Origin of the sequence: Thiospirochaeta perfilievii, from assembly GCF_008329945.1 — a bacterium.
Lineage (GTDB): Bacteria > Spirochaetota > Spirochaetia > DSM-2461 > DSM-2461 > Thiospirochaeta > Thiospirochaeta perfilievii.
Genome location: NZ_CP035807.1, coordinates 2,314,863 through 2,340,161, shown reverse-complemented (window position 1 = coordinate 2,340,161; position 25,299 = coordinate 2,314,863). Strand labels below are relative to the sequence as shown.

Annotated in this window: 24 protein-coding genes and 2 tRNA genes; 10 read left to right on the top strand and 16 right to left on the bottom strand. The window is 34.0% G+C overall.

Annotated features, from left to right (window positions below; translation table 11 throughout):
* From rplK to prs, 7 genes are all read right to left on the bottom strand, one after another.
* A complete protein-coding gene (gene rplK, locus EW093_RS10640; protein WP_149568389.1) occupies window positions 1-432 on the bottom strand; it encodes a 50S ribosomal protein L11 in 432 nt (143 codons plus the stop codon).
* Between the two features lie 60 nt (window positions 433-492).
* Window positions 493-1,047 (bottom strand): transcription termination/antitermination protein NusG, encoded by a 555-nt coding sequence (gene nusG / locus EW093_RS10635; RefSeq protein WP_149568388.1) that lies wholly within the window; start codon window positions 1,045-1,047, stop codon window positions 493-495.
* A gap of 86 nt (window positions 1,048-1,133) precedes the next feature.
* Complete coding sequence (gene secE / locus EW093_RS10630) at window positions 1,134-1,313, bottom strand: preprotein translocase subunit SecE (RefSeq protein WP_149568387.1); 180 nt, start codon at window positions 1,311-1,313, stop codon at window positions 1,134-1,136.
* A 30-nt stretch (window positions 1,314-1,343) separates the two neighbouring features.
* Window positions 1,344-1,417, bottom strand: a tRNA-Trp gene (locus EW093_RS10625).
* 10 nt (window positions 1,418-1,427) lie between these two features.
* Window positions 1,428-1,604, bottom strand: a complete 177-nt coding sequence (gene rpmG, locus EW093_RS10620; protein WP_149568386.1) for a 50S ribosomal protein L33 — start codon at window positions 1,602-1,604, stop codon at window positions 1,428-1,430.
* A gap of 81 nt (window positions 1,605-1,685) precedes the next feature.
* A tRNA-Thr gene (locus tag EW093_RS10615) sits at window positions 1,686-1,758 on the bottom strand.
* Between the two features lie 65 nt (window positions 1,759-1,823).
* Window positions 1,824-3,071 carry a ribose-phosphate diphosphokinase gene (gene prs, locus EW093_RS10610; protein WP_149568385.1) on the bottom strand — a complete coding sequence of 416 codons (1,248 nt, stop codon included), beginning with the start codon at window positions 3,069-3,071 and terminating at the stop codon, window positions 1,824-1,826.
* Between the two features lie 195 nt (window positions 3,072-3,266).
* On the opposite strand from prs, the gene EW093_RS10605 reads away from it, so the two are divergent.
* Window positions 3,267-4,946 carry a Na/Pi cotransporter family protein gene (locus tag EW093_RS10605; protein WP_149568384.1) on the top strand — a complete coding sequence of 560 codons (1,680 nt, stop codon included), beginning with the start codon at window positions 3,267-3,269 and terminating at the stop codon, window positions 4,944-4,946.
* Window positions 4,947-5,032: 86 nt separating this feature from the next.
* Here the strand turns inward: EW093_RS10605 and argH are convergent, their stop codons facing one another.
* Complete coding sequence (argH, locus tag EW093_RS10600; protein WP_149568383.1) at window positions 5,033-6,340, bottom strand: argininosuccinate lyase; 1,308 nt, start codon at window positions 6,338-6,340, stop codon at window positions 5,033-5,035.
* Between the two features lie 126 nt (window positions 6,341-6,466).
* On the opposite strand from argH, the gene EW093_RS10595 reads away from it, so the two are divergent.
* Genes EW093_RS10595 through EW093_RS10585 form a run of 3 tightly spaced genes read left to right on the top strand, consistent with a single transcriptional unit; the run spans window position 6,467 to window position 8,897 of the window.
* A complete protein-coding gene (locus EW093_RS10595) occupies window positions 6,467-8,014 on the top strand; it encodes an HPr family phosphocarrier protein (protein ID WP_149568382.1) in 1,548 nt (515 codons plus the stop codon).
* A gap of 5 nt (window positions 8,015-8,019) precedes the next feature.
* Window positions 8,020-8,439, top strand: a complete 420-nt coding sequence (locus EW093_RS10590; RefSeq protein ID WP_149568381.1) for a secondary thiamine-phosphate synthase enzyme YjbQ — start codon at window positions 8,020-8,022, stop codon at window positions 8,437-8,439.
* Between the two features lie 14 nt (window positions 8,440-8,453).
* On the top strand, window positions 8,454-8,897 hold the full coding sequence (locus tag EW093_RS10585) for a nucleotidyl transferase family protein (RefSeq protein ID WP_149568380.1): 444 nt from the start codon (window positions 8,454-8,456) through the stop codon (window positions 8,895-8,897).
* Here the strand turns inward: EW093_RS10585 and EW093_RS10580 are convergent.
* From EW093_RS10580 to EW093_RS10570, 3 genes are read right to left on the bottom strand one after another with little or no spacing between them, the layout of a single operon-like run.
* Window positions 8,878-10,698: a ribonuclease catalytic domain-containing protein gene (locus EW093_RS10580; RefSeq protein ID WP_149568379.1), complete on the bottom strand. Its 1,821-nt coding sequence runs from the start codon at window positions 10,696-10,698 to the stop codon at window positions 8,878-8,880. The genes EW093_RS10585 and EW093_RS10580 overlap by 20 nt on opposite strands.
* 1 nt (window position 10,699) lies before the next feature.
* Complete coding sequence (locus EW093_RS10575; RefSeq protein ID WP_149568378.1) at window positions 10,700-11,362, bottom strand: response regulator; 663 nt, start codon at window positions 11,360-11,362, stop codon at window positions 10,700-10,702.
* Window positions 11,349-12,560 (bottom strand): sensor histidine kinase, encoded by a 1,212-nt coding sequence (locus tag EW093_RS10570; RefSeq protein WP_149568377.1) that lies wholly within the window; start codon window positions 12,558-12,560, stop codon window positions 11,349-11,351. The genes EW093_RS10575 and EW093_RS10570 overlap by 14 nt, the downstream gene beginning before the upstream one ends.
* Before the next feature lie 51 nt (window positions 12,561-12,611).
* Between EW093_RS10570 and EW093_RS10565 the strand changes: the two genes are divergently transcribed.
* The 4 genes from EW093_RS10565 to EW093_RS10550 all read left to right on the top strand — a co-directional run bounded on the left by EW093_RS10565 (window position 12,612) and on the right by EW093_RS10550 (window position 16,441).
* Complete coding sequence (locus EW093_RS10565; protein ID WP_149568376.1) at window positions 12,612-13,004, top strand: LexA family protein; 393 nt, start codon at window positions 12,612-12,614, stop codon at window positions 13,002-13,004.
* Window positions 13,004-14,248 (top strand): Y-family DNA polymerase, encoded by a 1,245-nt coding sequence (locus tag EW093_RS10560; RefSeq protein WP_149568375.1) that lies wholly within the window; start codon window positions 13,004-13,006, stop codon window positions 14,246-14,248. Before EW093_RS10565 ends, EW093_RS10560 begins: the two co-directional genes overlap by 1 nt.
* 67 nt (window positions 14,249-14,315) lie before the next feature.
* On the top strand, window positions 14,316-15,212 hold the full coding sequence (locus EW093_RS10555) for an ABC transporter ATP-binding protein (protein ID WP_187759678.1): 897 nt from the start codon (window positions 14,316-14,318) through the stop codon (window positions 15,210-15,212).
* On the top strand, window positions 15,209-16,441 hold the full coding sequence (locus EW093_RS10550; protein ID WP_149568373.1) for an ABC transporter permease: 1,233 nt from the start codon (window positions 15,209-15,211) through the stop codon (window positions 16,439-16,441). Before EW093_RS10555 ends, EW093_RS10550 begins: the two co-directional genes overlap by 4 nt.
* Here the strand turns inward: EW093_RS10550 and EW093_RS10545 are convergent.
* Genes EW093_RS10545 through EW093_RS10535 form a run of 3 tightly spaced genes read right to left on the bottom strand, consistent with a single transcriptional unit; the run spans window position 16,431 to window position 19,768 of the window.
* On the bottom strand, window positions 16,431-18,170 hold the full coding sequence (locus tag EW093_RS10545) for an adenylate/guanylate cyclase domain-containing protein (protein WP_149568372.1): 1,740 nt from the start codon (window positions 18,168-18,170) through the stop codon (window positions 16,431-16,433). The two genes, EW093_RS10550 and EW093_RS10545, sit on opposite strands and share 11 nt — an antisense overlap.
* Before the next feature lie 5 nt (window positions 18,171-18,175).
* A complete protein-coding gene (locus tag EW093_RS10540) occupies window positions 18,176-19,375 on the bottom strand; it encodes a YihY family inner membrane protein (RefSeq protein WP_149568371.1) in 1,200 nt (399 codons plus the stop codon).
* A complete protein-coding gene (locus EW093_RS10535; RefSeq protein ID WP_149568370.1) occupies window positions 19,376-19,768 on the bottom strand; it encodes an acyl-CoA thioesterase in 393 nt (130 codons plus the stop codon). It lies immediately after the preceding gene.
* 36 nt (window positions 19,769-19,804) lie between these two features.
* Between EW093_RS10535 and EW093_RS10530 the strand changes: the two genes are divergently transcribed.
* Together EW093_RS10530 and EW093_RS10525 are read left to right on the top strand one after the other, a co-directional pair.
* Window positions 19,805-20,551, top strand: a complete 747-nt coding sequence (locus EW093_RS10530; RefSeq protein ID WP_149568369.1) for an aminotransferase class IV — start codon at window positions 19,805-19,807, stop codon at window positions 20,549-20,551.
* Window positions 20,548-21,894, top strand: coding sequence for a hypothetical protein (locus tag EW093_RS10525; RefSeq protein WP_149568368.1), 1,347 nt, complete (start codon window positions 20,548-20,550; stop codon window positions 21,892-21,894). Before EW093_RS10530 ends, EW093_RS10525 begins: the two co-directional genes overlap by 4 nt.
* Here the strand turns inward: EW093_RS10525 and EW093_RS10520 are convergent.
* Together EW093_RS10520 and EW093_RS10515 are read right to left on the bottom strand one after the other, a co-directional pair.
* Window positions 21,891-23,738, bottom strand: coding sequence for a methyl-accepting chemotaxis protein (locus tag EW093_RS10520; protein ID WP_149568367.1), 1,848 nt, complete (start codon window positions 23,736-23,738; stop codon window positions 21,891-21,893). The two genes, EW093_RS10525 and EW093_RS10520, sit on opposite strands and share 4 nt — an antisense overlap.
* A 104-nt stretch (window positions 23,739-23,842) precedes the next feature.
* Window positions 23,843-25,267, bottom strand: coding sequence for an aminoacyl-histidine dipeptidase (locus EW093_RS10515; RefSeq protein WP_149568366.1), 1,425 nt, complete (start codon window positions 25,265-25,267; stop codon window positions 23,843-23,845).
* Window positions 25,268-25,299 lie beyond the last annotated feature (32 nt).

The window sequence follows — 25,299 nt, the reverse complement described above, 5'->3', positions numbered from 1 at the left end:
TTAACCCTCCACTACTATACCCATTGACCGGGCAGTACCTGAAATAATACTTATTGCAGCTGGAATTGAATTAGCGTTTAAATCTGGCATTTTAAGCTCTGCAATTTCTTGAACTTGCTTTTTAGTTATAGTCGCAACTTTAACCTTATGAGGCTCAGCTGAACCACTCTTTAAATTAGCAGCTTTTTTTAATAATACTGCTGCTGGAGGTGTTTTTGTAATAAAAGTAAAACTTCGATCACTGTAAACCTCAATAACTACCGGTATTAAAATACCTTTTTCGTGCTTACTTGTTCTGTCATTAAACTGCTGAACAAATTGTGGTGCACTAACACCATGAGGACCTAAAGCTGGTCCAACCGGTGGTGCAGGAGTTGCACTTCCTGCAGGAACTTGCAATTTAATAACTGCTGTAACCTTTTTTTTTGCCATTATATCTCCTTTATGGTATTAACGCTTAAGCAAAAGCCAAGCTCCCATAATATTAAACAATTATACTCTTTCTACCTGCTGATACTCTACTTCCACAGGTGTTGATCTTCCAAAAATACCAACAACTACTTGCAGCTTACCCTTTTCAGGCATAACCTTCTCGATAACACCAGAGAAAGACTCAAATGGACCCTCTGTTACTCGAACTTTCTCTCCAGCAACATAATCCTGCCCAATAAGTAACCCCTTATCAGCCTTTATTGCTCCAGCCTTCTGTAAAATAGCCTTAGCCTCTTCTGAGCTTATAGGTTGTGGTTTAGAATCACCCATTGTTCCTAAAAAACCAAGAACACTTTGAATTCTTCTTATGGCAACACAAGTCTTTTTCCAACCTCTTTCCGGTAGATCCATCTCAAGCATTACATAACCAGGTAAAATCTTCTTTTTTACAACCCGAGTTTTACCATTAACTTTCTCAGACACTTCTTCAGAAGGAACCTTCACATCGGATATTACATCCCCATATACACCTTCATCTAAATACATCTGAATGTATTTCTCTACTTTATTTTCATGCCCAGAAAAAACATGAAGAATATACCAACCTTTAGCCATAAATCTACCTTCTTCTTACATACAAAAAATCCCAGGCTTTAGCCTGAGATTAGTTACGTAACAAAATATAAGTCAAATAAATCGAATTAAAATATTGAATATAAGCCACTTAAAAGTAACCAATCAACTAACCCAAACAGCATTGCAAACAACACTGTAGATACAAGAACAACCTTCATAGAAGATAAAGCAGAGGGCCAACTTGGCCAAACAACCTTTTTCATTTCAACTACAGTTTCACTTAAAAATGCTTTTATTTTACCCATTTCGTTTCTCCCGATTCCATATAAAAAAAACAGGCCAAGTAGGATTCGAACCTACAACATTCGGTTTTGGAGACCGACGCTCTGCCAATTGGAGCTATTGGCCTGTATTACAATCTATTTAATCTTAGTCTCTTTATGAAGGATGTGAGACTTACACCATTTACAATACTTTTTAAGTTCTAACTTACTTTGTACATTTCTTCTATTCTTCTGTGTTGTATAGTTTTTTCTTTTACACTCAGTACACTGTAGTGCAATTAACTCAACAGCGCCTTTTTTTCCTTTAGCCATTAACCAACTCTCCTGATTTTATATACATTATGCGTAATAAACAAATATGTCAACGTTATTTTAGAGCCTATCATCCACAAGAGCCCTTGACCGGACTTGAACCGGTGACCCCATCCTTACCATGGACGTACTCTACCAACTGAGCTACAAAGGCTAACGCTCGAGAAATATACCAACCATCTAAAATATTGTCAATACAAACTGTTTATTATTTTAATATTATTTATCTTTTTTCTTACTCTGATTCAGCATACGTTGAATCATCTTACTATTATCTAAAATAGGACTTAAAGACCTATCGTGATGAATTCTTGAAATACTTCTTGCAAAAAGATTCGAAACATTAGCACAAACATACCACTCTTTTGCTAGAAGTTCCTTACTCTTTGTAACACCATTAGTTCCTATAATTCTATAAAATTTCCCCTCTTCATAGGCCTTATCAAAGTACTCAATAGCCTTACCTGTAAAAAGAGGTAGGGATACAGCACAAACGATCTTTTTTGCCCCATTTTGCTTAAGAAGCTCCATTGCCTTAATCATTGTACCACCTGTACCTAACATGTCATCGGCCATAAATACGTTTCTTCCATCGACACTACCTAAAAGTCTTGCACTTGTTATATTGGAGTCAGATGCACTCTCAGTTACCTTTGAGTAGTCCCTCTCTTTATATAACAAAGCTAAGGGTTTTTGTAATGAGCTAGCAAAATACTTATTCCGGTCTATAGCTCCTGTATCTGGAGATACAACAACCATATCTTCATTATGAAGGTCCATAATATTGCTTAGTTTCCTTAAAACCTGATATGAAGCGTGTAAGTTTACAAGACTTAACTTTTTAAAGGTGTGTTCAATCTCTTTAGAATGAATATCGAGGGTAATTATCCTACCTACACCAGCCCCTTCTAACATTCTACCTAAAGAGGATGCAGTTAACCCTTCTCTTCCCTTTTTTTTATGCTGCCTCGAGTAGGGGTAGACAGGAGCAACGACTGTTATACTTCTAGCTCCAGACTGTTTTACAGCATCAATAGTAACTAATAGATTAAAGATGTGGTCATTTATAGAACAACGAACAGGTTTTCCAGTACTAAACTGGATTGGTTCAGCATTCTCAACATCTTGAACTATATAGATATCCATACCCTTTATAGAGTGATTGATTTCAGCTTTTAGCTCTCCATTAGCAAATTTTGTAAAAGTACCAGGAACTTTAAAAGATGGAACTCTGTATTTATCAGGGTTTCCGTATATTTTAACCTGCCTTGAACTTAAATCCTTATCATAATTAAGATGCTTTACAGCCTCTTCCTCCGATACACCATATACCTTAGATATATTTCTAGTCTTCTTTTCAAATCTTCTATAATAAATAGACTTTAGATTTGTTATAATCTCATCGGCGAATTGTTCTCCACCCGGACACGCAACAATGCCGAGCTTAGTAGGTTGTGAGAAACTCATTAAGGCCCCTTTTTTCTCAATATTAAAGTTATTAAACATTAACATAGTAGGTTATTAGGGGTCAATAATTCTAGGATGTAAAAAAGATACAATTTTTAAATGTTAGAATTGTGTTAAATAAAGCTCTTTTTTATTGCATTTTTAACAGAATATTACCATTATTCTAATAAAACGCTAACAGAGGAGTTTTCTTTAATGAGTACAATATTTACTTCAATTATATTAATATTGGAGATCGTAGGTTGCCTAGGGATCTTCCTTTACGGAATGAAAATCATGAGTGACGGAATACAAAAGGCTGCTGGTGACAAACTACAAAGTGTATTAAATATGATGACATCAAATAGATTTATGGCTGTATTAACCGGTGTTTTTGTAACTGCAATAGTTCAATCATCATCAGCATCAACTGTTATGGTAGTCAGTTTTGTAAATGCTAGCCTATTAAACCTAACGCAAGCAATTGGTGTTATTATGGGAGCAAACATAGGAACAACTGTTACAAGCTGGATAATAGCTGTTATAGGTAAGGTCAGCATGTCCCACATAGCAATTCCATGTATAGGTATTGGTATGCCTATGATGATGTTTTCCAAGAAGGGTAGCAAGAAAAACTGGGGTGAGTTTTTTGTTGGGTTTGGTCTCTTATTTCTTGGGTTAAGTCTTTTAAAAGACCTTTTACCAGGAAAGAGTGAAGCTGCTGCTTTTATGGCCAGCCTGGAACAACTAACTGATTTAGGTTACTTATCAATTTTACTTTTTGTTGCAGTTGGAGCAATTGCTACTATTATAATTCACTCTTCTAGTGCAACTATGGGGGTTATTTTAATACTTGTAGGTACAGATGGAGCAGGGATTGGACTTCCTTTTGAAGTAGCTGCAGCGATGGCTTTAGGTAGTAATATAGGAACAACTATAGACGCATTTTTAGCATCGATAGCTGCAAATACCGCTGCAAAACGAGCGGCTATGGTACATATATTATTTAATGTTTTTGGAACTATTTTAGCACTAATATTCTTTTATCCTTTCCTAAAACTAGTAAATTACATAATACCAGGTGATGATCCAAGATTTACACTAGCAATGTTCCATACAATTTTTAATGTAACAGCAACTTTGATATTTGTATGGTTTATCCCACAATTTGCCAAACTGGTAACAAGAATTGTAAGAGAGAGTGAAGTTGAATATAAAGATCAACCATATACTCTAGAATATATGAATACAGGTTTTCAGGACATGCCTGAGATCTACTTATTAAAGGCTAAAAACGAAGTAAGAATGATGTCAGATATTGTTCAAAAGATGTACTCAAGCTACAGAGAGAGTATCTGCGGTGATCTTTCAGATTTTGAAAATGCTTTAAATATTATGAAGAAACAAGAAGATTATACTGATCAGATGCAAGAGGAGTTATCTCAATTCTTATTAGCTTGTACAAAGGACAACTTAAATGATGACGGTTTTACAAACGCCGCTTCTTTAATGAGAATTGTAAACGAGTTAGAGAGTATTGGAGATAGTTGTTACAAGTTAATGATAATTTTAAATAAACAACATGAGCAAAACCTAAAGTTCCATGAAACAGCAATCGAAGACCTAAAACCTTATGAAGAGTTGGTTGCAGGATTTTTAAATGATGTAGTACACAACCTATCTGTAAAAGATGAGAACTACAAAATTGCTGATGCACAATCAACAGAAGAGAAGATAAACAGCTATAGGTCTACTCTTAAGAAGGCAGCTAGACGACAAATACAGGGAGGTAGTGATGTAAAAGCAGAGTTGCTTTATATCGACCTACTTAGACAGATTGAGCATATTGGAGACTTTTGTATGAACATTATGCAAGAGATGGAAAATATGAAATAGTCTAATCTCCCTAAATAAAAAAAGGGGCTGTTGCCTAAGGTTTAATTACTTTTACAACATCCCCTTTTTTATAGATATGGAGAATCCTAAAGGTTACTAATTCTAGATTTTAAATTAGATATATCTTCTTTTATTTTATCTAAACCTAGATTTCCAGTTGATCCTGTATGGGTTCTATTTTTTATTGATTCAACAGCATCCCGTTGTCCAAGTTTATCAACATTTAATCCAACTTCTACATAAGCATCTCTAAAAGATGATCCATTGGCAACTAACTCTAGGGCTGCATCTGTTGCATAAATTTCTGGAGTAAAACCTGCTAAACACTTATCCCTGTTTACCTGTAAATTTTTAATTGACAGCTCCATTACTCTAATAGATAAAAGAGAAGTCTTACACCCTCTTAAAAATGGTTCTTTTGTATCCTGGAAATCACGGTTATATCCAGAAGGAAGAGACCTAATAATACTTTTAACTTGAAATGCACAGGATGAAACTATTGCGGACTTACTTCTTAGCAACTCAAACCCATCTGGATTTTTCTTTTGTGGCATAATGCTAGATCCACTACAAAGCTCTTTAGGTAGGGAAAAGTAGTCAAATTCAGGAAGTGAAAAGAGTATTAAATCCTGGGCCATTTTACTTAATGTTAATGAGATTTGATCTAAGACATCAAGAACCATAGACTCAAATTTCCCCCTGGAATTATTAACATATAAAACATTGTTTTGAACCTTCTTAAAACCTAACAGCTTCCCGGTTAACTCTCTATTTAAGGAGAGAGGAACCCCATAACTAGCAGCGGACCCTAGGGGATTTTGGTCAATAATATTGTATACAGACTCTAAAAGTTTAAGGGAGTCTATAATCTCCTCGGCAAAGGCACCCATCCATAACCCTACAGATGATGGCATTGCTGTTTGCATATGGGTTCGCCCAACCATAGGAATAAATTCATTCTCTTTAGCTAAATCCACTAAGGCGGATACAAGGGATAATCCACTAGATAGAGTCTTCTCTATCTGTGTCTTTGTATAGAGCCTTGTAGCTGTAATGACTTGATCATTACGACTTCTTCCTGTGTGAATCTTTTTCCCTACTTCCCCAAGCCGATCAGTTAGTCTAGCCTCTATTGCAGTATGACAATCCTCATCACTTCTATTTATTTTAAAAGAACCCTTTTTAACATCAGAAATAATATTTTTTAACTCGACCTCTAAATCCAAATACTCTTTTTCTGTTAAGATTCCAATAGTTGATAACATTTTAGCATGTGCGATACTACCTACACAGTCAAACTCGATAAGATCTAAATCAAGAACATAGTCGTTACCAACAGTATACTCCTCAATTAATGAGTCTAACTCATAATCTTTTGCCCATATTTTACTCATATTTACCTCTTCTTATTTCTAATAACTATAGTTAATTTTAACAATATCATACAGCCCTATATTAATAAAAGCACAATTAGATTGTAAAATGGTTGAACTAACCTTTTCATAGGGTTATATTAAATTATGGATTCAGAGATAGACTATAAGAAGTACTTAGAAGCAGTGGAACAACAGTCTAGGGTATTTTTTGTATTGATTAGTCATGTCCTGGTAAAAGGACCAAAAAAAGCTTACTCTCAATTATTTTTAGCTAGACTAAAAGTGGAAGCAGGACATCTTGAAGATTTCCTAGATTATTATGGATGCCTGCACAATAAACAGTGGTTTCCTGTTAGGGAATCAGTAGCTGTAATAAAATCCTTCTCTGGAAGCTGTTTTAAGTGTACAAGATTAATTGAGCAACTACCTAAAAAACGTATTTTTAAGGATGAAATAGAGTTTAAAGAGAGCATAGTTGATGCTTATTCTGTTTTAAAAAAAGCACTGTATAACTCATGTAAAAACAGTATTACACAATTTAAAAAAGTTGGCGTTGTACAAAAAGTATGCCCTATTGATTGTTCTTTTCAAAATGACTATCCAGACTTAGGATTTATTGAGAAAAATAGAAAAAAAAGATCTATTAAATCTGCGGAACATGCCGCTGTATCATTAGCTACGAGTTTTTTAAATATTGCGGAGGATTTTGGACAATTAAAAAAGATTGTAAAAACCAAGAAGTCAGATTATTTAGGAATGATTCCAGATGTATTTGATGAGGCTAAACTAATGCAGTTTGAAAATAAATTTCATAGCCTACAATCCTTATTTGATACCTACCTTTCAGAGTCACAAAAACTTAATGCAGACAAAACCTTACCTAGCTTAAAAAATTACATATCAGTTATTTATCATCTACTTGATATAGGTACTAAATGTTCCCACTATATAGAGAGACACGCTGCATATTTTAAACCTTCTCTTTTAACATCGGTAGTTCAACCTGTATCTGACCTTGATCTAGTAACTCTAATCATTGACACATTTATAGCGAATGCTCTTGTTTTTACTCAGAAAGCCCAAAGGCTGTGTAAAGAGACATTGATAAACTATGAAAAAAGAGGAAAAATTAAGGTTAATATCCCTAATTATAGAGGCTTCCATGTAAGACCTTCAACTTTAATAGCCAAAATTGTTATTCACTATGGTACTGAGATAAAGATGATAATGGATGATAAAACCTATAATGCAGCAATACCTCTGGAACTTTTTAGAGCAAATGAAGTGATAAATGCTCAAAAGAGATTTATGATAACTAGAGTTGTTAACAATATGAAGCTTATTAAAGAAAAAAACAGTGTTGAGCTTGACTCTGTAAAGCTAAGAGAGGCTATTAGTGCTGTTTATATTCAGTTAATGGAGAATAATGATATTACCCTATACAATAAATCCTTCTCCTTTGAAGATCTGCCTCCAATCCATGGGGAGAAGATCGCAGCATATGCTAAAAGAGCAATAACCCATCACCTAGCAACAGGAACCCTAGATATTAAGTCAGACCAAGAGGTTTGTTTTGAAGGGGATGTTAGAGTATTAGAGGATATTAAAATTTTAGCTGAGAATGGTTACGGTGAAGATAAGTTTGGAAATAATATTGTACTTCCTAAAGAGTTATCCTATTTAAGGCGTTAATTGTAATGAGTATAATACAAAAAGAGATCACTTTAAGACCAAAACCCCGGGGATTCCATCTGATTACAGATGAAATAGTATCCTCCCTTTTTGAAATATCAAATTTTAAATATGGAATAATTAATCTTCATATTAAACATACATCAGCTTCTATATCTATAAATGAGTGTGCTGCTCCTGAAGTTAGGCGGGATATGGAGAATTTTTTTAATAAGTTAATAAAAGAGCCTACCCAATATTTTGAACATAACTATGAAGGGGATGATGATATGCCTGCCCATATAAAAACATCTATAATAGGTACAAATATATCCATCCCAATTACAAACGGGAAGTTAAACCTTGGGACATGGCAAGGGATATACCTTGGAGAACATAGAAATAGTGGGGGATCAAGACGGATAATTGCTACAATAATGGGATAATAATTGGAAAATTTATGCCCTTACATACAGGACACCTTAATTTAATTGATTATGGCCTAAAATACTGTAAAAAAATAACTCTACTACTTGTAGCTTCTAAAGATGATCCTATAGAAGCGGAGTTACGGTATTCATGGTTATTAGAGCATTACAAAGAGTATAAAAACATTAGTGTTGATGTTACATATAGAGACAATATAAATGCACTCCCCCAGAGAGACAGAACTTCTGCATGGTGCAAATTTGTAAAGGAAGAGTATCCAAACCTAGACTCTATTATCTCATCTGAAACTTATGGAGATACTCTAGCTGACTACCTTGGAGTGAAACATCTTAAATTCGACCATAAGAGGGAGATAACTCCAATTAGTGCTACAGAGATTCGAGATAACTATAAAAAGCATATACACTACCTCCCGGACCATGTAAAGGTATTTTTTAACAACTCTGAAAAGTAACAACTCCAGCTGGTACATCTATCTTTTTTATTTTCAGATTCACTTTACTGTTTAATTCAGGAAACTCGTTCATTGGAATTGTCACCTCTAAGGCTAGATCCTCAATTAGCAGAACCCCTACCCCCTTATCCTTCTTCTCCACAAAAGTACCAACATATATACTATCCTTAAACCTGCTTAAATAGACCAATTTCCAGTGATAGTTTGACAACCTTTCACATACAGAGAGTCTCTTCATCGACTCAATAGATGGGGATACTTTAAGCAGGACCTCATCCTGTGTCATACAACTCTCTCCTAATAAAAAGCTTCTTATCTGCTGATTAACAACTAGGTCGGAATATCTTCTTAAAGGACTAGTAGCCCTTGTATATAGCTGTAGACCAAGCCCTGCATGGGGTTCAGGACTATACTTTGTTTCACCCCTTTTAAACTTCCGCCTCCATATAAACATAGAAGCTAAGTTGTTCTCCGGAGCTCCCTTTGCCTCGGGAGGTTGTTGGGTTGCATAGGGTATTGGAATACTGTTATCCCTACAGAAGATTGCCGCAGTCTCCCCTGCTAATAACATAAATTCACTAACAATATTACGACTCTCTATCCCTCCAATTGGTTTTATATCAATATTCCCCTTATCATCAACCCTCATTTTAACCTCAGGCAGAGAGATTGTTAGAGCTCCATTAGCCTCCCTCTTATCTTTTAACTTGTGGGCTAAATTATAGAGAGGTTTAAAATCTTCAGACTCTCTTTGACTCTCAACCTCACTATAAGACAACCTTGAGACCTTAACTAGAGTAAGATGAACCTCCCTATTTATTATGTTATAATCTTCATCAAACTCCACCATATATGATATAGCATTATTCCCTTCTAAGGAGCCGAGTGCCTGTATATCAGTTACCTCCTTTGGTAACATATGTACTGTCTCTGTGGGTAGGTAGAGGTTTGACCCCTTTGAAGAAGCATCTATATCCCCGTTTGAACCATTTGGAATAAGAGATGCTACATCTGTAATATGAACCCATACCCTATTTCCATTCTCTAAAGAGATAGCATCATCTGGGTCCGTACTGCCCTCATCATCAATCGCATAGGATTTTAAATGGGTAAGATCTAGACTATTTTTAGATAAAATAAAATCATCCTTCTTAACAGTTGACTTAAGAGATACTCCTAGCCTTCCAGGGAAGGGGTTATTCTCTATAGTCCAATAACCAATTTTAATTAGGAATTTATGGGCACTCTCAGGGCTCTCTTTAATCCCTAGACTTTTTAATATCTTACTTCCACTACGTTGTTCTAAAACAACTCCTTCAATCTCTCGTAATGCATTTTCATCTTCTTCAATCCAAGTCCCCATAGAGAGACGTTTTAATGAGCTATTATACTCTTCAGCTTTTTGAGACTTTAGAAGCTCCCTCTCCTGAACCTCTTCTATAAACTCTTTTGAGTTGCATATTATCTCTTCTAGAGAACCTGAAAAATAAAGATTTTCCTCCAGGTGGAGATAGGCGTTATAAACTGAGTTTAAATCAGAATCTCCATAAAGAAACTCTGCTAAATCAAAAAGTGAAACACTCTCCCCCTGCAATAGAGTCCAAACCTCCTCTATATTACAATCTAAACTAGGGATGTTAAGGGACTTTACAGGTCCCGGATGGAGTAGGGTAAAGTCTTTCTCCCTTACTTTTTTTCCACTACCATCAGCTAATTTTATATCAATTTTTTTATCAACATTAACTATTTTCCCAGGTTGACCTTTATATATTATAAGTGACTCTTTTTTTGGTTCTAACACATTAACTATCCAATAACCCTATTTTTGTAGCAAATCTAAATAGCCCTACAGAGTTGTGGACCTCTAGTTTGCTCATAATTTTACTCTTATGATTATCTACAGTTTTTGAACTAATAAATAACTCTTTACCAATCTGTTTCGATGTAAGACCATTTACAAGAAGTCTAAAGATTTGCTGCTCCCTATCCGTTAAGGAGTCATAACGATCATTCTCCTCTTCAGAGGAGGGAATATTCCCCTTCTCCAGAACTCTCTTTACTAGAATTCCTGCCATCTTAGGTCCTAAAAATGTTTCTCCAGATGAGACTACAGATATTCCAGAGAGTACAATATCGGTCTCAGACCCCTTAACAACATAACCGTTTGCTCCGGCAGTAAAGGCTTTTCTTAGGTATTCATAATCTTCGTACATACTTAGAACTAAGATGCCTACATCACTTTTCATATCTTTAAAAGGCTGTATAAGGTCTAATCCTGACTCTGCTCCTAGGTTTATATCTAGAACGACAACATCTGGAAGTTTTTCATTAAACTCTTCCATAGCTTCGCTTATATTTGAAGCTTCAGCTACAACCTCGTAATTATCTTTCTCTTTAATAACTTCCCGGAGACCTGCTCTTAAAAAAGGATGATCATCCACTAACATTACATTACACTTTTTCATTTCCAACAACAGGAACTTTAATTAGAATTTTAGTTCCTTCTCCTTTATCTGTATTTATAATTAACTCTCCACCTAAAAGAGATACCCTCTCTTTTATTCCTGGAAGCCCTAGTTTATTTCGCCCACGAACCTTACTCTCAGATTTAACATATTTAAAACCAACACCATCATCTTCAATTTTTAGAAGGAGATATGGATAGGTATATATTAGTTTAATATCAATATTTTCTGCATGGGCGTGTTTAGCAGTATTATTTAGTGTCTCTTGTAGTATTCTATAGAGGTTTATGCTAACAGTTTCATCAATATTTTTATTAACCAAACCTACAGCCTTAAAACTTATAGGGGTATCTATTTTTCCAGAAAAATTATCTACATAACTCTGTATGGCACTATCTAAACCAATAGCTTGAAGGGCAGGAGGTCTTAGGGTATAGGACATATCCCTTACCTCTTTAATTGAAGTATCTAATAGGGATAGTGACTTTTTTATTGACGATAGGAGCATCTCATCCTTGCTAGATGAAGATATATCCTTTATTAACATTCTACATGCAAATAGATCCTGGGCAACCTTATCGTGTAACTCAAGGGAGATTCTTAGTCTCTCCTGCTCCTGTCCCTCAATAAGAGCATTTCTTACACTCATTATCCCATTGGAATTATTGTTTAAATTCCCACTGCTTAAATGGTAAAAAGCGATTAGTAGAAGAATAAAAATCACTAAGTTTAGACTTAATAAAACCTTATAAAAGATTCTCCAATTATGACCAACTGTTGTAAGAACCCCATTAACAATATCAACATAGCCTAATAATTTATCCAAACTGCTATTCAATATATCAAAATCAATTACCTCTGACCTAAAATATTGATAAAAAATGGTTTTCCACTCCTCCTCTAAGGAGGTTAATATTAGGTCATAATCCTTATCTACAAGCCTATATAAGTAGAAAAATGCAGAATCCTTAAAGAGATAAAAACTTAAATCTAATTGGTTCATAACATAGTCTAAATTATCTTTATCCCCAACTCTTATAGAAATGTTATTTACAGTTAGGTTGTTGCGAAAGAGTTGAAATCCAATATAATCCTCATCTAAATTTCCCTGGGTGAATGTACTTATAGCCAACATAAAAAAAAGAACTATACCTGTAACAAGTAGAGGGATTCTTATTTTGCTTATATCTTTACTCATTTAAACTCCAAACAGATTGTAAATATTACTATACAGATGTATAGTTAAAATATGATACCACTATTCATGAACACCATAAAAGCAGGGTTTCCTTCTCCTGCAACAGATTATATAGAGTCGGACTTAGACTTTAATAAATATCTTGTACACAATAAAGCTGCAACTTACGCCGTAAGAGCCCAAGGTGACTCTATGATAAATGCAGGCATTCTCCCTGGAGACATTATGATTATAGATAGATCTATCACTCCAAAATCTAATGATATTATTATAGCATCATTAGATAAAGAATTTACAGTAAAAAGGTTTATAAAAAAAGGGAACGACTTTTTTTTATACCCCGAAAACCCTAACTACCCAATTATTGATATAACTACCAGTGATGATTTTATAATTTGGGGGGTGGTAACTTTTACAATACATAACTTTAGAGGGGATAAGTAGTGCCGATATCCCTAATCGACTGCAACTCATTTTACGCTTCATGTGAGAAAATTTTCCGCCCAGACTTAAGAGATCGACCTGTGGTAGTCCTGTCTAATAACGATGGTTGCATTGTCGCCATGAGCAGCGAAGCTAAAAAGCTAAAGATACCACGGGGCACACCTCTTTTTAAATTAAAAGATCTATTTGAAAGGAACAATGTAGAAGTATTCTCCTCAAACTACGCATTATATGGGGATATATCCAGAAGAATAATGAGTATAATAATGGACTCTACAGATAAAACAGAGATCTACTCTATAGATGAGGCCTTTGCTAACTGGGATTTTATTGACCCTGTAGAGGAGGCTTATAATCTTAGACTTAAAATAAAACAGTGGACAGGCATGACAGTTTCTATAGGATTAGCCCAGACAAAAACATTGGCTAAGATTGCAAATCATATTGGGAAAAAAAATAGAGAAGGAATATATTGGATTAGGGAGGAGATAAGAGAGGATATTCTAAGGGATACTGCTATAGAGGATGTATGGGGTATTGGAAGACAAATTTCACTTTTTCTTCGTAGTCGAAATGTTTTTACAGCCTATGACTTTATACAATTAGATGATTGGTGGATAAAAAAACACCTAAGTATTGTTTCTCTTAGAACTAAGTGGGAGTTAGAGGGTAGACCCTCTATTGAGTTTGAAACAGAGGTAAAAGAGAACAGAGCTATTATGAGTTCAAAAAGCTTTGGAGAACCGATTAAAGATTTAGAGAATTTACTTGAGGCTACAAAAAGTTACGTTCACGACGCTTTTAATAAAATGACAAGACAGAATCTAAAGGGTAAATCAATAACTATATATCTAACTACAAATAGATTTAGAAACAAGGATAAACAGTATAGTAACTCTATAACCATAGACCTTGAGGATTACTCAGACTATCTCCCAGACTTTATAAAAGCAGCTGACATGGGAATTAAACAGATATATAAGATGGGGTATCTATATAAAAAAACAAGTGTACTTTTAAGTGATTTAAGAACATCAAAGGAGATTACTCCAGACCTTTTTACCCTAAAGGACCCCAGGTTTAAGAAAATACAAACTAGCGTAAATGAAATTAATAAAAAATACGGAAATGGGACTGTTACCTGTAACCTAAATAAGAGTAAAAACTCAAAATGGTTTATGAAAAGGGAGATGCTATCCCCTAGATATACCACATCATGGAAGGAGATTCCTAAAATAAACTAAACCCCCTTGACATTTAAATAATATTTGGTAATTTATATTATACTACATATAAAAAATGGAGCCAGATTTGATAGAACTAAAAAAACTAAATAAAAAGTATGACAGTGTTCAAGCAGTAAAAGATATCTCCTTTTCAATTAAACCAGGGGAGATATTTGGATTGTTAGGACCAAATGGTGCAGGAAAATCCACAACTATAAAGATGATAATGAATATCCTTGATCCAGATTCAGGACAGATACTCTTTGATGGAAAGAAGCTTAAAGCAAGTGATAACGAGAAGATAGGTTATCTACCAGAAGAGCGAGGGATGTATAAAAAGTCTACAGTCACCGAATTTATTACCTATTTTGGTATGTTAAAGGGTCGCTCTATAGAGCAACTAGAGATGGAAATAGAGAAGTGGTTAACATATTTTGATCTACATGACTGGAGATATAAAAAGACAGAAGAGTTATCTAAAGGGATGAGCCAGAAAGTTCAATTTATAACATCAATAATTCATGACCCTGAAATAATAATATTAGATGAACCCTTTAGTGGGCTAGACCCATTAAGTATGGATAAGCTTCGTGGAGCGATACTACTATTAAAAGATGCAGGGAAAACCATAATTTTTTCAACCCATGTTATGGAGCAGGCGGAGAAGATATGCTCCCATATTATGATTTTAAACAGAGGTGAAGCTGCTATTACTGGTTCTGTATCTGAAATTAAGAGCTCATTTGGTAACAAGATGATAGCCCTAGAATTTGATGGAGATGGTTCTTTTATTGAGGCGCTGGAGGAAGTAGAGTCAATAATAAAATATCCTAGATATGTAGAAGTAGAACTAAAGGATGAAGAGCTAGCAGATAGCTTTTTAAGAAATATTATAGATAAAATATCTATAAAAAGATATGAGAGAATAGTTCCATCCCTTCATAAGGTGTTTATTAGTTCTATAGGAGAAGATCTATTATGAAAAAACTATATATAATATTTAAGCATGAGTTTAGAGAGATAACAAAGGGTAAAATGTTTATCATTATGACTTTTCTAGGGCCAATTCTGTTTGGTGCAATAACTGTTATTCCAAGTTATATAGCTATTAAGTCATCGGAGCCAGAGAGTAATGCTGTTATAGCCATACAATCCATGGAGGATGAGACTATTTTAAATAGGATAGAGAGTGACTTACTAGATAAGGACCTTAAGGTTATAAGGGTATCTTCTGAGAGAGAGGGAATGAACCTAGTAATAAATGAAGTTGTTAAGGGTTTTGTTATACTACCAAAAAACTTGATTACCACAAAATCATTAACCTACTACTCATCAACAGGAACTGACTTTCAATACTCTAATGAGATAAAGGATGTTATAAATGACTATCTATATAAATTAAAATTAGAGAAATTAGATATCTCGGAAAAAGATAGTAAATGGCTTTTAGATGAGATAAGGATATTAAGTAAAAAAGTTAGTGACAATGGAGATGTAGATGATTCAAGTTATGAGTCGGTTTTGATTGTAGGCATGGTTATATCAATCCTAATAATGATGACTTCCCTAATTTATGGACTATCTGTTGCAAGATCGATTTTAGGAGAGAGAACAAATAAAACTATTGAGATTCTACTAAGTAGCGTAAAACCTTTTATTATACTATTAGGTAAGGTTCTAGGAGCTGGCCTTGCAGGACTACTGCAGTTTTTTGTTTGGATGCTTATGGCAACCATGGTTGGTAAATTTGTTATTCCAATGATGGACTTAGGAATAAACATAACTATATTCACACCTATAAACCTATTTTTTATATTCTTATATTTTATATTAGGATTCTTCTTTTATCTCTTTATATATGCAGCTATTGGTGCAAATGTTGAAAATGAACAAAATCTAGGTCAAGTTCAAATACCACTACAACTAGTGTTAATGACTCCGATGATTATTAGCGGAGGGATAATATCAAACCCTAATGGATTACTAGCTCGGGTTTTAAGTTATATACCCTTTACCTCATCATCTGTAATGAGTGTAAGATTATTAATTGACAGCCCAGGAAATATGAATATAGTAATTTCCATTGCGATATTATTAACATCCCTAATATTAGTACTACTTGGTTCAGCTAAACTTTTTAAAATAGGTATTTTAACTAGGGGTGTAAAGAGTAACTTTATTCAGATATTAAAAAGGTTAATTACTGGATAAATTTTAATAGGTTAACCTTAACTCTTTTACCCCTTAAAATTACCCCATCAAGTTTTTGAAACCTCTCCCTATTTTTATTATTAAGGGAGAGGTTGTCATACACACTCTCACCAATAAGAAGTTCCGTTTCAAATTTCTTTGTTAAACTCTCTATTCTCGATGCGATATTAACAGTATCACCAATTACTGTGTACTCAAGTTTATTTGAATTCCCTACATTTCCAGCAATTACATCCCCAGTATGAATACCAATACCAATTTTAACAGTAAAAAGACCTGCAGACTCCCTATCTTTATTAAACTGCTTTAGTTTCTCGTGGATCTCAAATGAGGCATTAACAGCCCTATCCGCATGGTCCTTTGAAGTTATGGGAACACCAAAAAGCACAAGAATACCATCCCCCATAAATTTATCTATTATTCCACCATACTTCTGTATAACATCAATAATTACATTGTAATACTCATTTAAAAAGCTGATTGTCTCATGGGGAGTTATAGATTCGGATAGGGTTGTGAATCCCCTAATATCTGCAAAGAGTATTGTAGCCTTATACATACTTCCATTAAGATCGACATTACCCTTTATAATCTCCTCTGAAATCTCTGCAGAGAGATACTGACCAAATAGGGATTTTATCCTCTCTCTCTCTTTTAAGCCATTAAGCATCTGATTAAATCCATAGGATAGTTGCCCTGTCTCCTCCCTAGATCTTACAATTGTATAGGAGTCAAGGTTACCCTTTGAGACACTTTTCATTGAGACTAAAAGCTCATTAATTGGTTTAAGTATTGAGTAATTACTCCAGCTAACTATTTTAAAAATATAAATTAGAGAGAAAAACAGCCCTGGAATTATACCTAAAAAGAGCTGAAAGACACCAAAGGTATCAATATATGGGGCTGGACCACCATCTAAGGCAGTTAAAATTAAACTTTTAGGGTCTTCCTGGGTAAACATAGATATTAACTCTATCCAATCCTTAAACAAAAAATTAAACTCTACATTGGAAAGAGCAGAGATAGAGCTTACGGTTTTAAAGCTTGATATAACATAAAACATAACAATTATTAGGGGGATAAAGGTTATAAAAATTGTAGTTATAAAAAACCGCCCCCTTAAACCAGGGAAATTAAAACCAGTCGGTTTTTCTGTTAACCTCTCCTTAGAAAAAACATGTTGAATATACTTTGTCTGAACCCTAAACTTCTGTCCAAAGTATACTAAAATAACAACAAGGGTTGAGGTAAATACGGATACTATAAATATATTATTCATAGCCCCACTAAAAAAATTATTATCTGGGGCTTGCTTAAAAGTATGAAATATAGAGTAGTGAATGTAGATAGTTCCCAAGAGAACAATAGTTGTAATTATCTCTGGGGAGAAGTTTATTAATAACTTTGTATATCTACTCTCCAAGGGTTTAGGTTGTTTTTTTCGTCTCTTTTTAAAGAAGAAAATTTTAAAAGGGAGATTAAAAAGGGCTACACTAAAACCTATAACCACAAGGGTTACTGAGAAATCTTTAGCATACCTTTGTTTAATAAGATCCTCTTTTGTTAACTGTAAATTAGGTTCTTCTAACTCTAAGTTAGGAATAACAATAGATGTATAGGTGATAATCTCCTTTAAAAAGACTGTACCTACAAGGGAAAAATTTAAGGCTAAGTAGATTATAAATGGTAGAATTAGAAAGGATATAGAGTGATACCTAGGAACTTTCATTTTTTTTATTCTCCTCTTATTAGTGATAATAGGGACTCTTTACTTAGTGAATCATAACCCCCAAGACTGAACTTCTTCCCATTTTCCAAGGAGATAGAATCCACTGCATTAACATTAGACTTACCTCCGTATATTGCAGAAACAATGTCAGATAAGGAGATCTGGTCTAGGGATCTAGAGGGAATAAATCCACCCTTATTACTATGTATTTTTAGTATTAACCCGTTCTTTAAAAAGTTGGCTATAAATGGATTTACAATATTGTATGAGAGGGAGGTTGATTTCTCTAAATCTTTAAGTGTAACACCCCCACCCCCCTTACAAGTATAGGATTTGGCAATTACTAAAAAGAGATCTAATCCTAGAACTATCCGCTCCTCCATATTAAGTTCTAATATATTACCCCTTAATGGACTATCTTGATTTTGTATTAAAAATGATATTTCAACACCAATTAATACAATTAACCAAAAAAGGTAGAGCCCTACTAAGAATATTGGAATAATGGCTACAGAACCATAAATTAAAGAGTTTCTAACCGAGTTTAAAACCCAATAAGTAAATATTTTTTTTACAATTTCAAATAGTACTGCTGAAGTTAGCGCCCCTATTGCTGCTGACTTAAACTTAACCTTTCCAGAGGGTATAACTATTAACATAATAAAAAATATAAAAAGGGTTAAAACAAATGGAAGTATTAATTTTAAAAACTCATTATAACTACTCATCTCCTTAATACCTACTGAGAGAACATAGTTCTCTATGGTACCGGAGATAGATGTACTTATACCAAGAAGTAGACTTCCAAAAACTAGAATTGCGGTATAAGTGGCGTAACGCCTAAAAAAGTTAACAGTTGAAGTAATACCCCAAATTGAATCAACATTTCTAGCTATAGTATTTATTAGAAAGATAGAGGTTAGAAGAAAAAAGAACATTCCTAGGGTTCCTGTTGCAAGGGAATTCCTTGTAAAACCATCTAATGCCTGGCTTATAGCCTGGTGTTGGGTGGGTATAATAGCCTTAAGAAGGACAGTTTCTATGCTTCTACCTAGAGTATCAAAACCACCAAAGGCATAGATAATTGTAATAAAGGGAACCATAGCTAAAAGAGTACTATAGGCCAGACCTGAAGCCCTAACTAAACAACTATCATCAAAAAACTTAATTATTAAGCTTCTAAGTAATTCAAAAATTTTCTTCATCTATACATTAAGACCTGGGACATCCCACTCTTTTGGGATTGGAGCCATTCTACCACTTTTACCAATAGAGGCCCATGTAACCTCTGCTACACAGATAAGCGTTTCCCCTCTTTTAATCTCCTGATAAAAAACTCCACTAGCTTTTTTCCTCTCTGTAACCTTTGTAAAAATATCTAGTGCATCCTCAGGTAGTGCAGAACTCTTATATGATATTGAAATCTTTACAACATATACTCCGTAACCCTCTGCAACAAAACTGGCATAATCAAATCCTATTTGTTTTAAGAACTCGGATCTAGCATGCTCTAAATAGTTTAGATAATTGGCGTTATTTACATGGCCATAGGCATCACACTCATAGTGTCTTACTTTAATTTCTGTTTTATAAATCATACTTTATATTACATCATATTTAATCTAGAATAAAGTATGATTAATATTTATGAAGTTATGGCTACAATGGATAATCTCCCAATATTCTTTTTCCAACATATGGAGAGATTACATAGATCAATAAATAACTATATACAACTTGATTATGAAAAGATGTTAGACATTGTAAAACCCCTTATTTTATCGAAACTACCAGAATCAAAGGGTAAGAATATTAAAATAACTTTTAATTTAGAGAGTAGTATTTTTACAATTGATCTAGTTCAATCCAGAACTCCTAACAAAGATTCCTACATTAAAGGTGGAACATTGGGTATAGTCGATTTAGAAAGAGATACTCCACTAATTAAACGGGAAAATTTAGAATTACGTAGTATATCCGATAAAATATGTAGTGAAAATGGCTTTTATGACATACTCTTAGAGAATAAAATTGGTGGGATAACCGAAGGTAGTCGTTCTAACTTTTTATGTATAGATAAGGACGGCAGGGTAATAACCTCTCCACTTAGCAGCTCTTTACAAGGAATAACTAGGGAGATGATTTTTTTAGTATGCAGAGAAGAGGGAATCCCTGTTATTGAGAGAGTTATTACAAAAAATAGCCTAAAAGAGTTTGATAGCTTAATAATTACAGGGACATCTCCAGGGATTTTACCAATAAGGAGCTGTGAAAATATCCAGTTCAATATAGCTAACCCCACTGTCTCTAAACTTCAAAAAGGTTATATAAATAAACAAAATATCGACTTAACAATAGCAAAGGATTATTTCAATTTATGATAAAGAAACATGGAAATAAACAGATAGAGTTTTCAAACTATTTTGACATAAAAAGTGACAAGAGGAGTGAGATATATGATATTGAGATTCTATTTAACATTCCTAAAAGCCTAAATAATGGAGGGTACTCCCCAGAAGCTTTTTTTAATGAGATTACAACTTATACAAGATACAACGCCCCATATATAAGTCTTGAACAATTAGCCGACCTAAATTACCCTCTAAATCCACTGGCTAGATTACTAAAAATAGATCCAAGGGCTGAGAATTTAGAGGAGATTGAGTACGAACTAAAAACCTTAGTAAATACATTTAAATTTCAATGTAAAAAAATAACAAAATCAAACCTATTTTATAATAAAACAAAGGATTGGGATGAGATAATAAAGAGAAGAATCGTTAGCTTTAACAGTGTTCTAGAAAATCTGGTTCATCTATCAATAAAAGCACCTAATGAGCTAAAAAATATATATAACATGGCTATTGAGGGAATAAGTATTCGTATAGAAAAAACGCTGTACAGAATATACCTAATGGATAAACTCTTTGAGGATATAGCCCTAGAAGAGATAATTAGACAGAGGGAATTTAGAGAGTCTAGGGGTTATAAAAGTGTTACAAAAGCTGATGAAAATAGTAACTCAAAGTTTATATATAAGGAACACCTATTAAAAAAGTGGGCTGAGAGCATAATGTATATAAATATGGAGGACTCTAAAACCCAAAGGGGCTTAAGCCATATTTTTCTTGGTTCAGCAGCAGCCTTAGCTATGCTTGTAGCCGGTTCTATAACATTGATATTTAGAAACCTTATAGGTAGTGATGGTTTATATTTTTTTATCGGGGCCATGTTAATCTACTCTATAAAAGATCGTTTTAAGGATATTTTTAAATCAATATTTATAAAAAGAGTTAGTTTAGTTTTTGCAGACAGGGTAAAAACAGTAATAAGCCCAATAAACAGACGAAAGTGTGGCCGGTCAATGGAGAAGGTAACATTTCCTAGAAAGAGTGATGATCCTACCCAAGATATAATAGTTGATTTAATACACTATAAAAAACATGTAAAAATATCTACAAAGAAGCTATATAAAAACCATTCAAGGCTCTTTGGAATTAAGGAGATAATAAGGTTTGACCTTAGAAAAATATTCTACAAAATGGATAGGGATGTGGAAAAATGTTACATCCCTAAGGATGGCTCCCTTGTGGAAGTTAAAGGAGACAGGGAGTATATAATAGACTTAGAGGTAAAGGTTAAAACATCTAGCAATGTTATTAATAAAAAATATCAAGTTATTGCAAATAGCAAGAGGATTAAAAGGGTGGTATCCCTAACTTAACTCTCTAGATTATACTCATTCATCCTTTTAAATAGATCTTTAATCTGTTCACCACTCTCTTCGGAGATATCGTTTATGCCGGAAAATGACTCTAGTACTGAGTTTGTTCCCCTAGATATACCTTGAATAGTTTCATTTACATCCCTAGATACAGACTGAATAGAGTGCATAGAGGACTCAATCATACCAGACTGCTCTTTAATTTTACCTGCACCTTCATAAACTTCACTATTTAAGGATGACACCCTATTTGTTGAGTTTAGAATCTCACTATTTCCAGCAGCTAACTCCTCTATTGAAGATGATATCTCTGCCATGGCAGATGAGAAGTCATTAACATCCCTGTTTATCTGCTCAAAAACCACGGAACTCTCTTCACTTGCTTTTAATGAAGACTCAATCTTTAATGATATTGATTTAATTGCAGAGTTTATAGCCTCTACATTATTTGATGTATACTCTGCTAAGGATCGAATTTCATCTGCAACAACAGAGAATCCCTTACCTGCATCTCCTGCATGAGCACTCTCTATAGCGGCATTCATAGACAAAATATTAGTCTGATCTGCTACATTTTTAATAACCTCAACCAAACCTTTAACAAGGTCAATCTCGCTATTTACTTTCTGGATATTCTCTAAGGTATTTTCAACAGAGACTCCACCAGTTGCCACAACTTTTAATAAACCATTTGTACTCTCCTGTTTTTTTGAGGTTAGGTTTGCTATTTGGCTTACAGATGCAGTCATCTCCTCAATTGCAGAAGAACTTGAAGCAACGGCTTCTGATTGAGCATTTATGTTGTTTACTATTTTAACAACTTCATCATCCATATTAGATATATCTAGGGATGAAGTTTCAATATTTTTATCCAATGTTGAAAACCTGGAGGTAATTTCATTAATACTGTTATTAATGCTGTTTAATGATTTAGCAGACTCCCTTGTTCCGTCATTTATTACATCTTTACTCTCCATTACCTTATCTACAGAGTCCCCTGCGGTTTTAATAAATCCCTGTAGAGAAATTATTAACTCTTTTGTATATTGCCCTAGCTCGTTAAACTCGTCCTTGGAGTTTAAATCAATTTCAACTGCTAAATTTTTAGTTGAGATCTGGTGCAGGATTTTTTTTAACTTTCCGATCTTATTTGAGATGCTTCTACTAAAAACCCCAGCAAACAGTAGGGCAAAAAGTGTTGAAATAAGTGTTGATATAAGAACTATATAACCGTTTATTTTCTCCTTCTCTTCCACAACAGCACCAAGATTATCCCTTGTATGTTGAAGGGCTGTAGTAAGTATATCCGATGTGGAACCCATAGAGACAAGAGCTGTATCTATTGCACGAACACTGGTATAGTCAGAACGGTACTTCTCACTTTTTAAAAATAAAGATGTATCAGACATTATCTCATTAAATGAACGGGTATCAAAAAGAAAGGCTATAGGTTTATTATCCATACCATCTAAGGCGTTAATTATTGTATCTAGACTCTTCTCTGTATGATTCCATAACTTATTAATATTATCCCACCTTTCCTGAAACTCTATATTCAAGAGTCTCTTTCCTGGGGCGTTGTTAAATTTATCTAAAACAGTTTCAAACTTTTTTTTACCACTGGTAAAACTTTCATAATGAAGCTCTACAGCTTTTTGCTCAACCTTAAAAGTTAAACTATTATTATATAAATTTAAAAATGCATTTGATAATTCGTAGGATATGGAGGATGTTTTTGCAAGAGCTTGTAGATCATTGGAGTTCTTAACATTTACAATAATTGAGACAATAAAAATAAAGATTATTGCGAGCATACTAGTTAGCATCTGACTTCGAATTTTCATAAAAACCTCCTAAACAGACACCTCGATACTACACCCTAAAAGGTATTAAAACAATTGATTTTTTATCACAAAGCTACATTTACCCTGTTAAGGGTAAATATAAATTAAATAGATAAATACCTAACTAATAATAACCAAATATCTCCTATTGAAGGAATATGTAGTTTTTCATCTGGACTATGAGGATGTTTAATTGTTGGACCAATAGAGATCATCTCCATACCTGGATATTTAGCACCTATAACACCACACTCTAAACCAGCATGGATAACTTCAATTTTTGGTTCTTTATTAAAAATGTTAATATAACAATCCTTTAACTCTTTTAATATCGTAGATTTAAAATCAGGTTGCCATGCAGGGTAACCTCCCCCAAACTCTACACCTCCACTTGAAAGTTTAACTACTGAATCTATTTTGTTACAGATCTCATCTAATCTGGACATTACAGAGCTTCTTTGGCTCATTAAAATTTTAAAGCAGTTTTCAGCGGTTGAGATAACAGCTAAGTTACAAGATGTCTCTACAATACCCTCCATTTGTGATGAGTTATACATAACTCCATGTGGTAGTGCTAAAATTAGATCTAGAACTTTTTTATCCCTAACTTTTTCCAGTTTTGTAGACTCGGTTATACTTAACTTCATATTTGGGTCAGTAACAATAAATTCACTTTTCATTAGTTTTAATTTACTGTTTAAGATCTCTTTAATTGTAACAATATCACAACTGTTTATAGCAATATGTGCCCTACTAGACCTTGATATTGCGTTATGAGCACTTCCTCCATTTAATTCAGCTAGTTTAAAACCTATACCTTTATAGGATATCTCCTTTAAAAGTCTAGTTAACAGAATATTTGAATTTGCCTTCTCTAGGTGAATATCAACCCCGGAGTGCCCCCCACTTAATCCCCCAACTTCAACAATTAAAGATGTGTCGTATTTATAATTTTCAACCAGTGGAGAGGAGAGTTCTATTTTAGCATCTCGTCCTCCGGCACAACCAATAGTAAATACCCCTTCATCCTCAGAATCAATGTTTATAAGTTTTTTACCCTGTACCCAGTTAGCCTTTAAATTTACAGCTCCTGTTAATCCAGTCTCTTCATCAACTGTAAAAAGAAGTTCTAACTCTGGGTGTTTTACATCCTTATCCTCAGCAATGGCTATTGCTAGTGCAAGGGCTATACCGTTATCCGCACCTAGAGATGTCTCCCTAGCCTTTAACCAGTCCCCATCTATATACATTTCTATTGGATCTTTTGAAAAATCATGGTTAGACTCTGGTATTTTTTCACAGACCATATCCATATGTCCCTGGAATACTATTGTGGGTCTATCCTCATACCCCTTACTTGCCGGGACTGTTATTAAAACATCTAAAAAATCATCCCTAACAACCTTAAAGCTGTTACTCTTTGCCCACTCTACTAGCCAGTTAGAGATAGCCTCTTCATTCTTAGATTTTCTTGGAATACTGTTTATCTTTTTAAAGATCTCTAGAACTTTTTCTATTTTTTTGTCCATAAATCACCTCTTATTAAAATTCTTCACAAAAT

What these genes read in the sequence shown, in the direction of transcription:
- EW093_RS10520 (WP_149568367.1), bottom strand. Translation starts at nt 23,738, where the DNA reads ATGAAAATTCGAAGTCAGATGCTAACTAGTATGCTCGCAATAATCTTT.
- secE (WP_149568387.1), bottom strand. Translation starts at nt 1,313, where the DNA reads ATGGGTAAAATAAAAGCATTTTTAAGTGAAACTGTAGTTGAAATGAAA.
- EW093_RS10565 (WP_149568376.1), top strand. Translation starts at nt 12,612, where the DNA reads ATGATACCACTATTCATGAACACCATAAAAGCAGGGTTTCCTTCTCCT.
- EW093_RS10570 (WP_149568377.1), bottom strand. Translation starts at nt 12,560, where the DNA reads ATGAGTAAAGATATAAGCAAAATAAGAATCCCTCTACTTGTTACAGGT.
- prs (WP_149568385.1), bottom strand. Translation starts at nt 3,071, where the DNA reads ATGAGTTTCTCACAACCTACTAAGCTCGGCATTGTTGCGTGTCCGGGT.
- rplK (WP_149568389.1), bottom strand. Translation starts at nt 432, where the DNA reads ATGGCAAAAAAAAAGGTTACAGCAGTTATTAAATTGCAAGTTCCTGCA.
- rpmG (WP_149568386.1), bottom strand. Translation starts at nt 1,604, where the DNA reads ATGGCTAAAGGAAAAAAAGGCGCTGTTGAGTTAATTGCACTACAGTGT.
- EW093_RS10605 (WP_149568384.1), top strand. Translation starts at nt 3,267, where the DNA reads ATGAGTACAATATTTACTTCAATTATATTAATATTGGAGATCGTAGGT.
- EW093_RS10540 (WP_149568371.1), bottom strand. Translation starts at nt 19,375, where the DNA reads ATGAAGAAAATTTTTGAATTACTTAGAAGCTTAATAATTAAGTTTTTT.
- EW093_RS10530 (WP_149568369.1), top strand. Translation starts at nt 19,805, where the DNA reads ATGATTAATATTTATGAAGTTATGGCTACAATGGATAATCTCCCAATA.
- EW093_RS10535 (WP_149568370.1), bottom strand. Translation starts at nt 19,768, where the DNA reads ATGATTTATAAAACAGAAATTAAAGTAAGACACTATGAGTGTGATGCC.
- argH (WP_149568383.1), bottom strand. Translation starts at nt 6,340, where the DNA reads ATGAGTAAAATATGGGCAAAAGATTATGAGTTAGACTCATTAATTGAG.
- EW093_RS10515 (WP_149568366.1), bottom strand. Translation starts at nt 25,267, where the DNA reads ATGGACAAAAAAATAGAAAAAGTTCTAGAGATCTTTAAAAAGATAAAC.
- EW093_RS10595 (WP_149568382.1), top strand. Translation starts at nt 6,467, where the DNA reads ATGGATTCAGAGATAGACTATAAGAAGTACTTAGAAGCAGTGGAACAA.
- EW093_RS10575 (WP_149568378.1), bottom strand. Translation starts at nt 11,362, where the DNA reads ATGAAAAAGTGTAATGTAATGTTAGTGGATGATCATCCTTTTTTAAGA.
- EW093_RS10545 (WP_149568372.1), bottom strand. Translation starts at nt 18,170, where the DNA reads ATGAAAGTTCCTAGGTATCACTCTATATCCTTTCTAATTCTACCATTT.
- EW093_RS10590 (WP_149568381.1), top strand. Translation starts at nt 8,020, where the DNA reads ATGAGTATAATACAAAAAGAGATCACTTTAAGACCAAAACCCCGGGGA.
- EW093_RS10585 (WP_149568380.1), top strand. Translation starts at nt 8,454, where the DNA reads ATGCCCTTACATACAGGACACCTTAATTTAATTGATTATGGCCTAAAA.
- EW093_RS10525 (WP_149568368.1), top strand. Translation starts at nt 20,548, where the DNA reads ATGATAAAGAAACATGGAAATAAACAGATAGAGTTTTCAAACTATTTT.
- nusG (WP_149568388.1), bottom strand. Translation starts at nt 1,047, where the DNA reads ATGGCTAAAGGTTGGTATATTCTTCATGTTTTTTCTGGGCATGAAAAT.
- EW093_RS10550 (WP_149568373.1), top strand. Translation starts at nt 15,209, where the DNA reads ATGAAAAAACTATATATAATATTTAAGCATGAGTTTAGAGAGATAACA.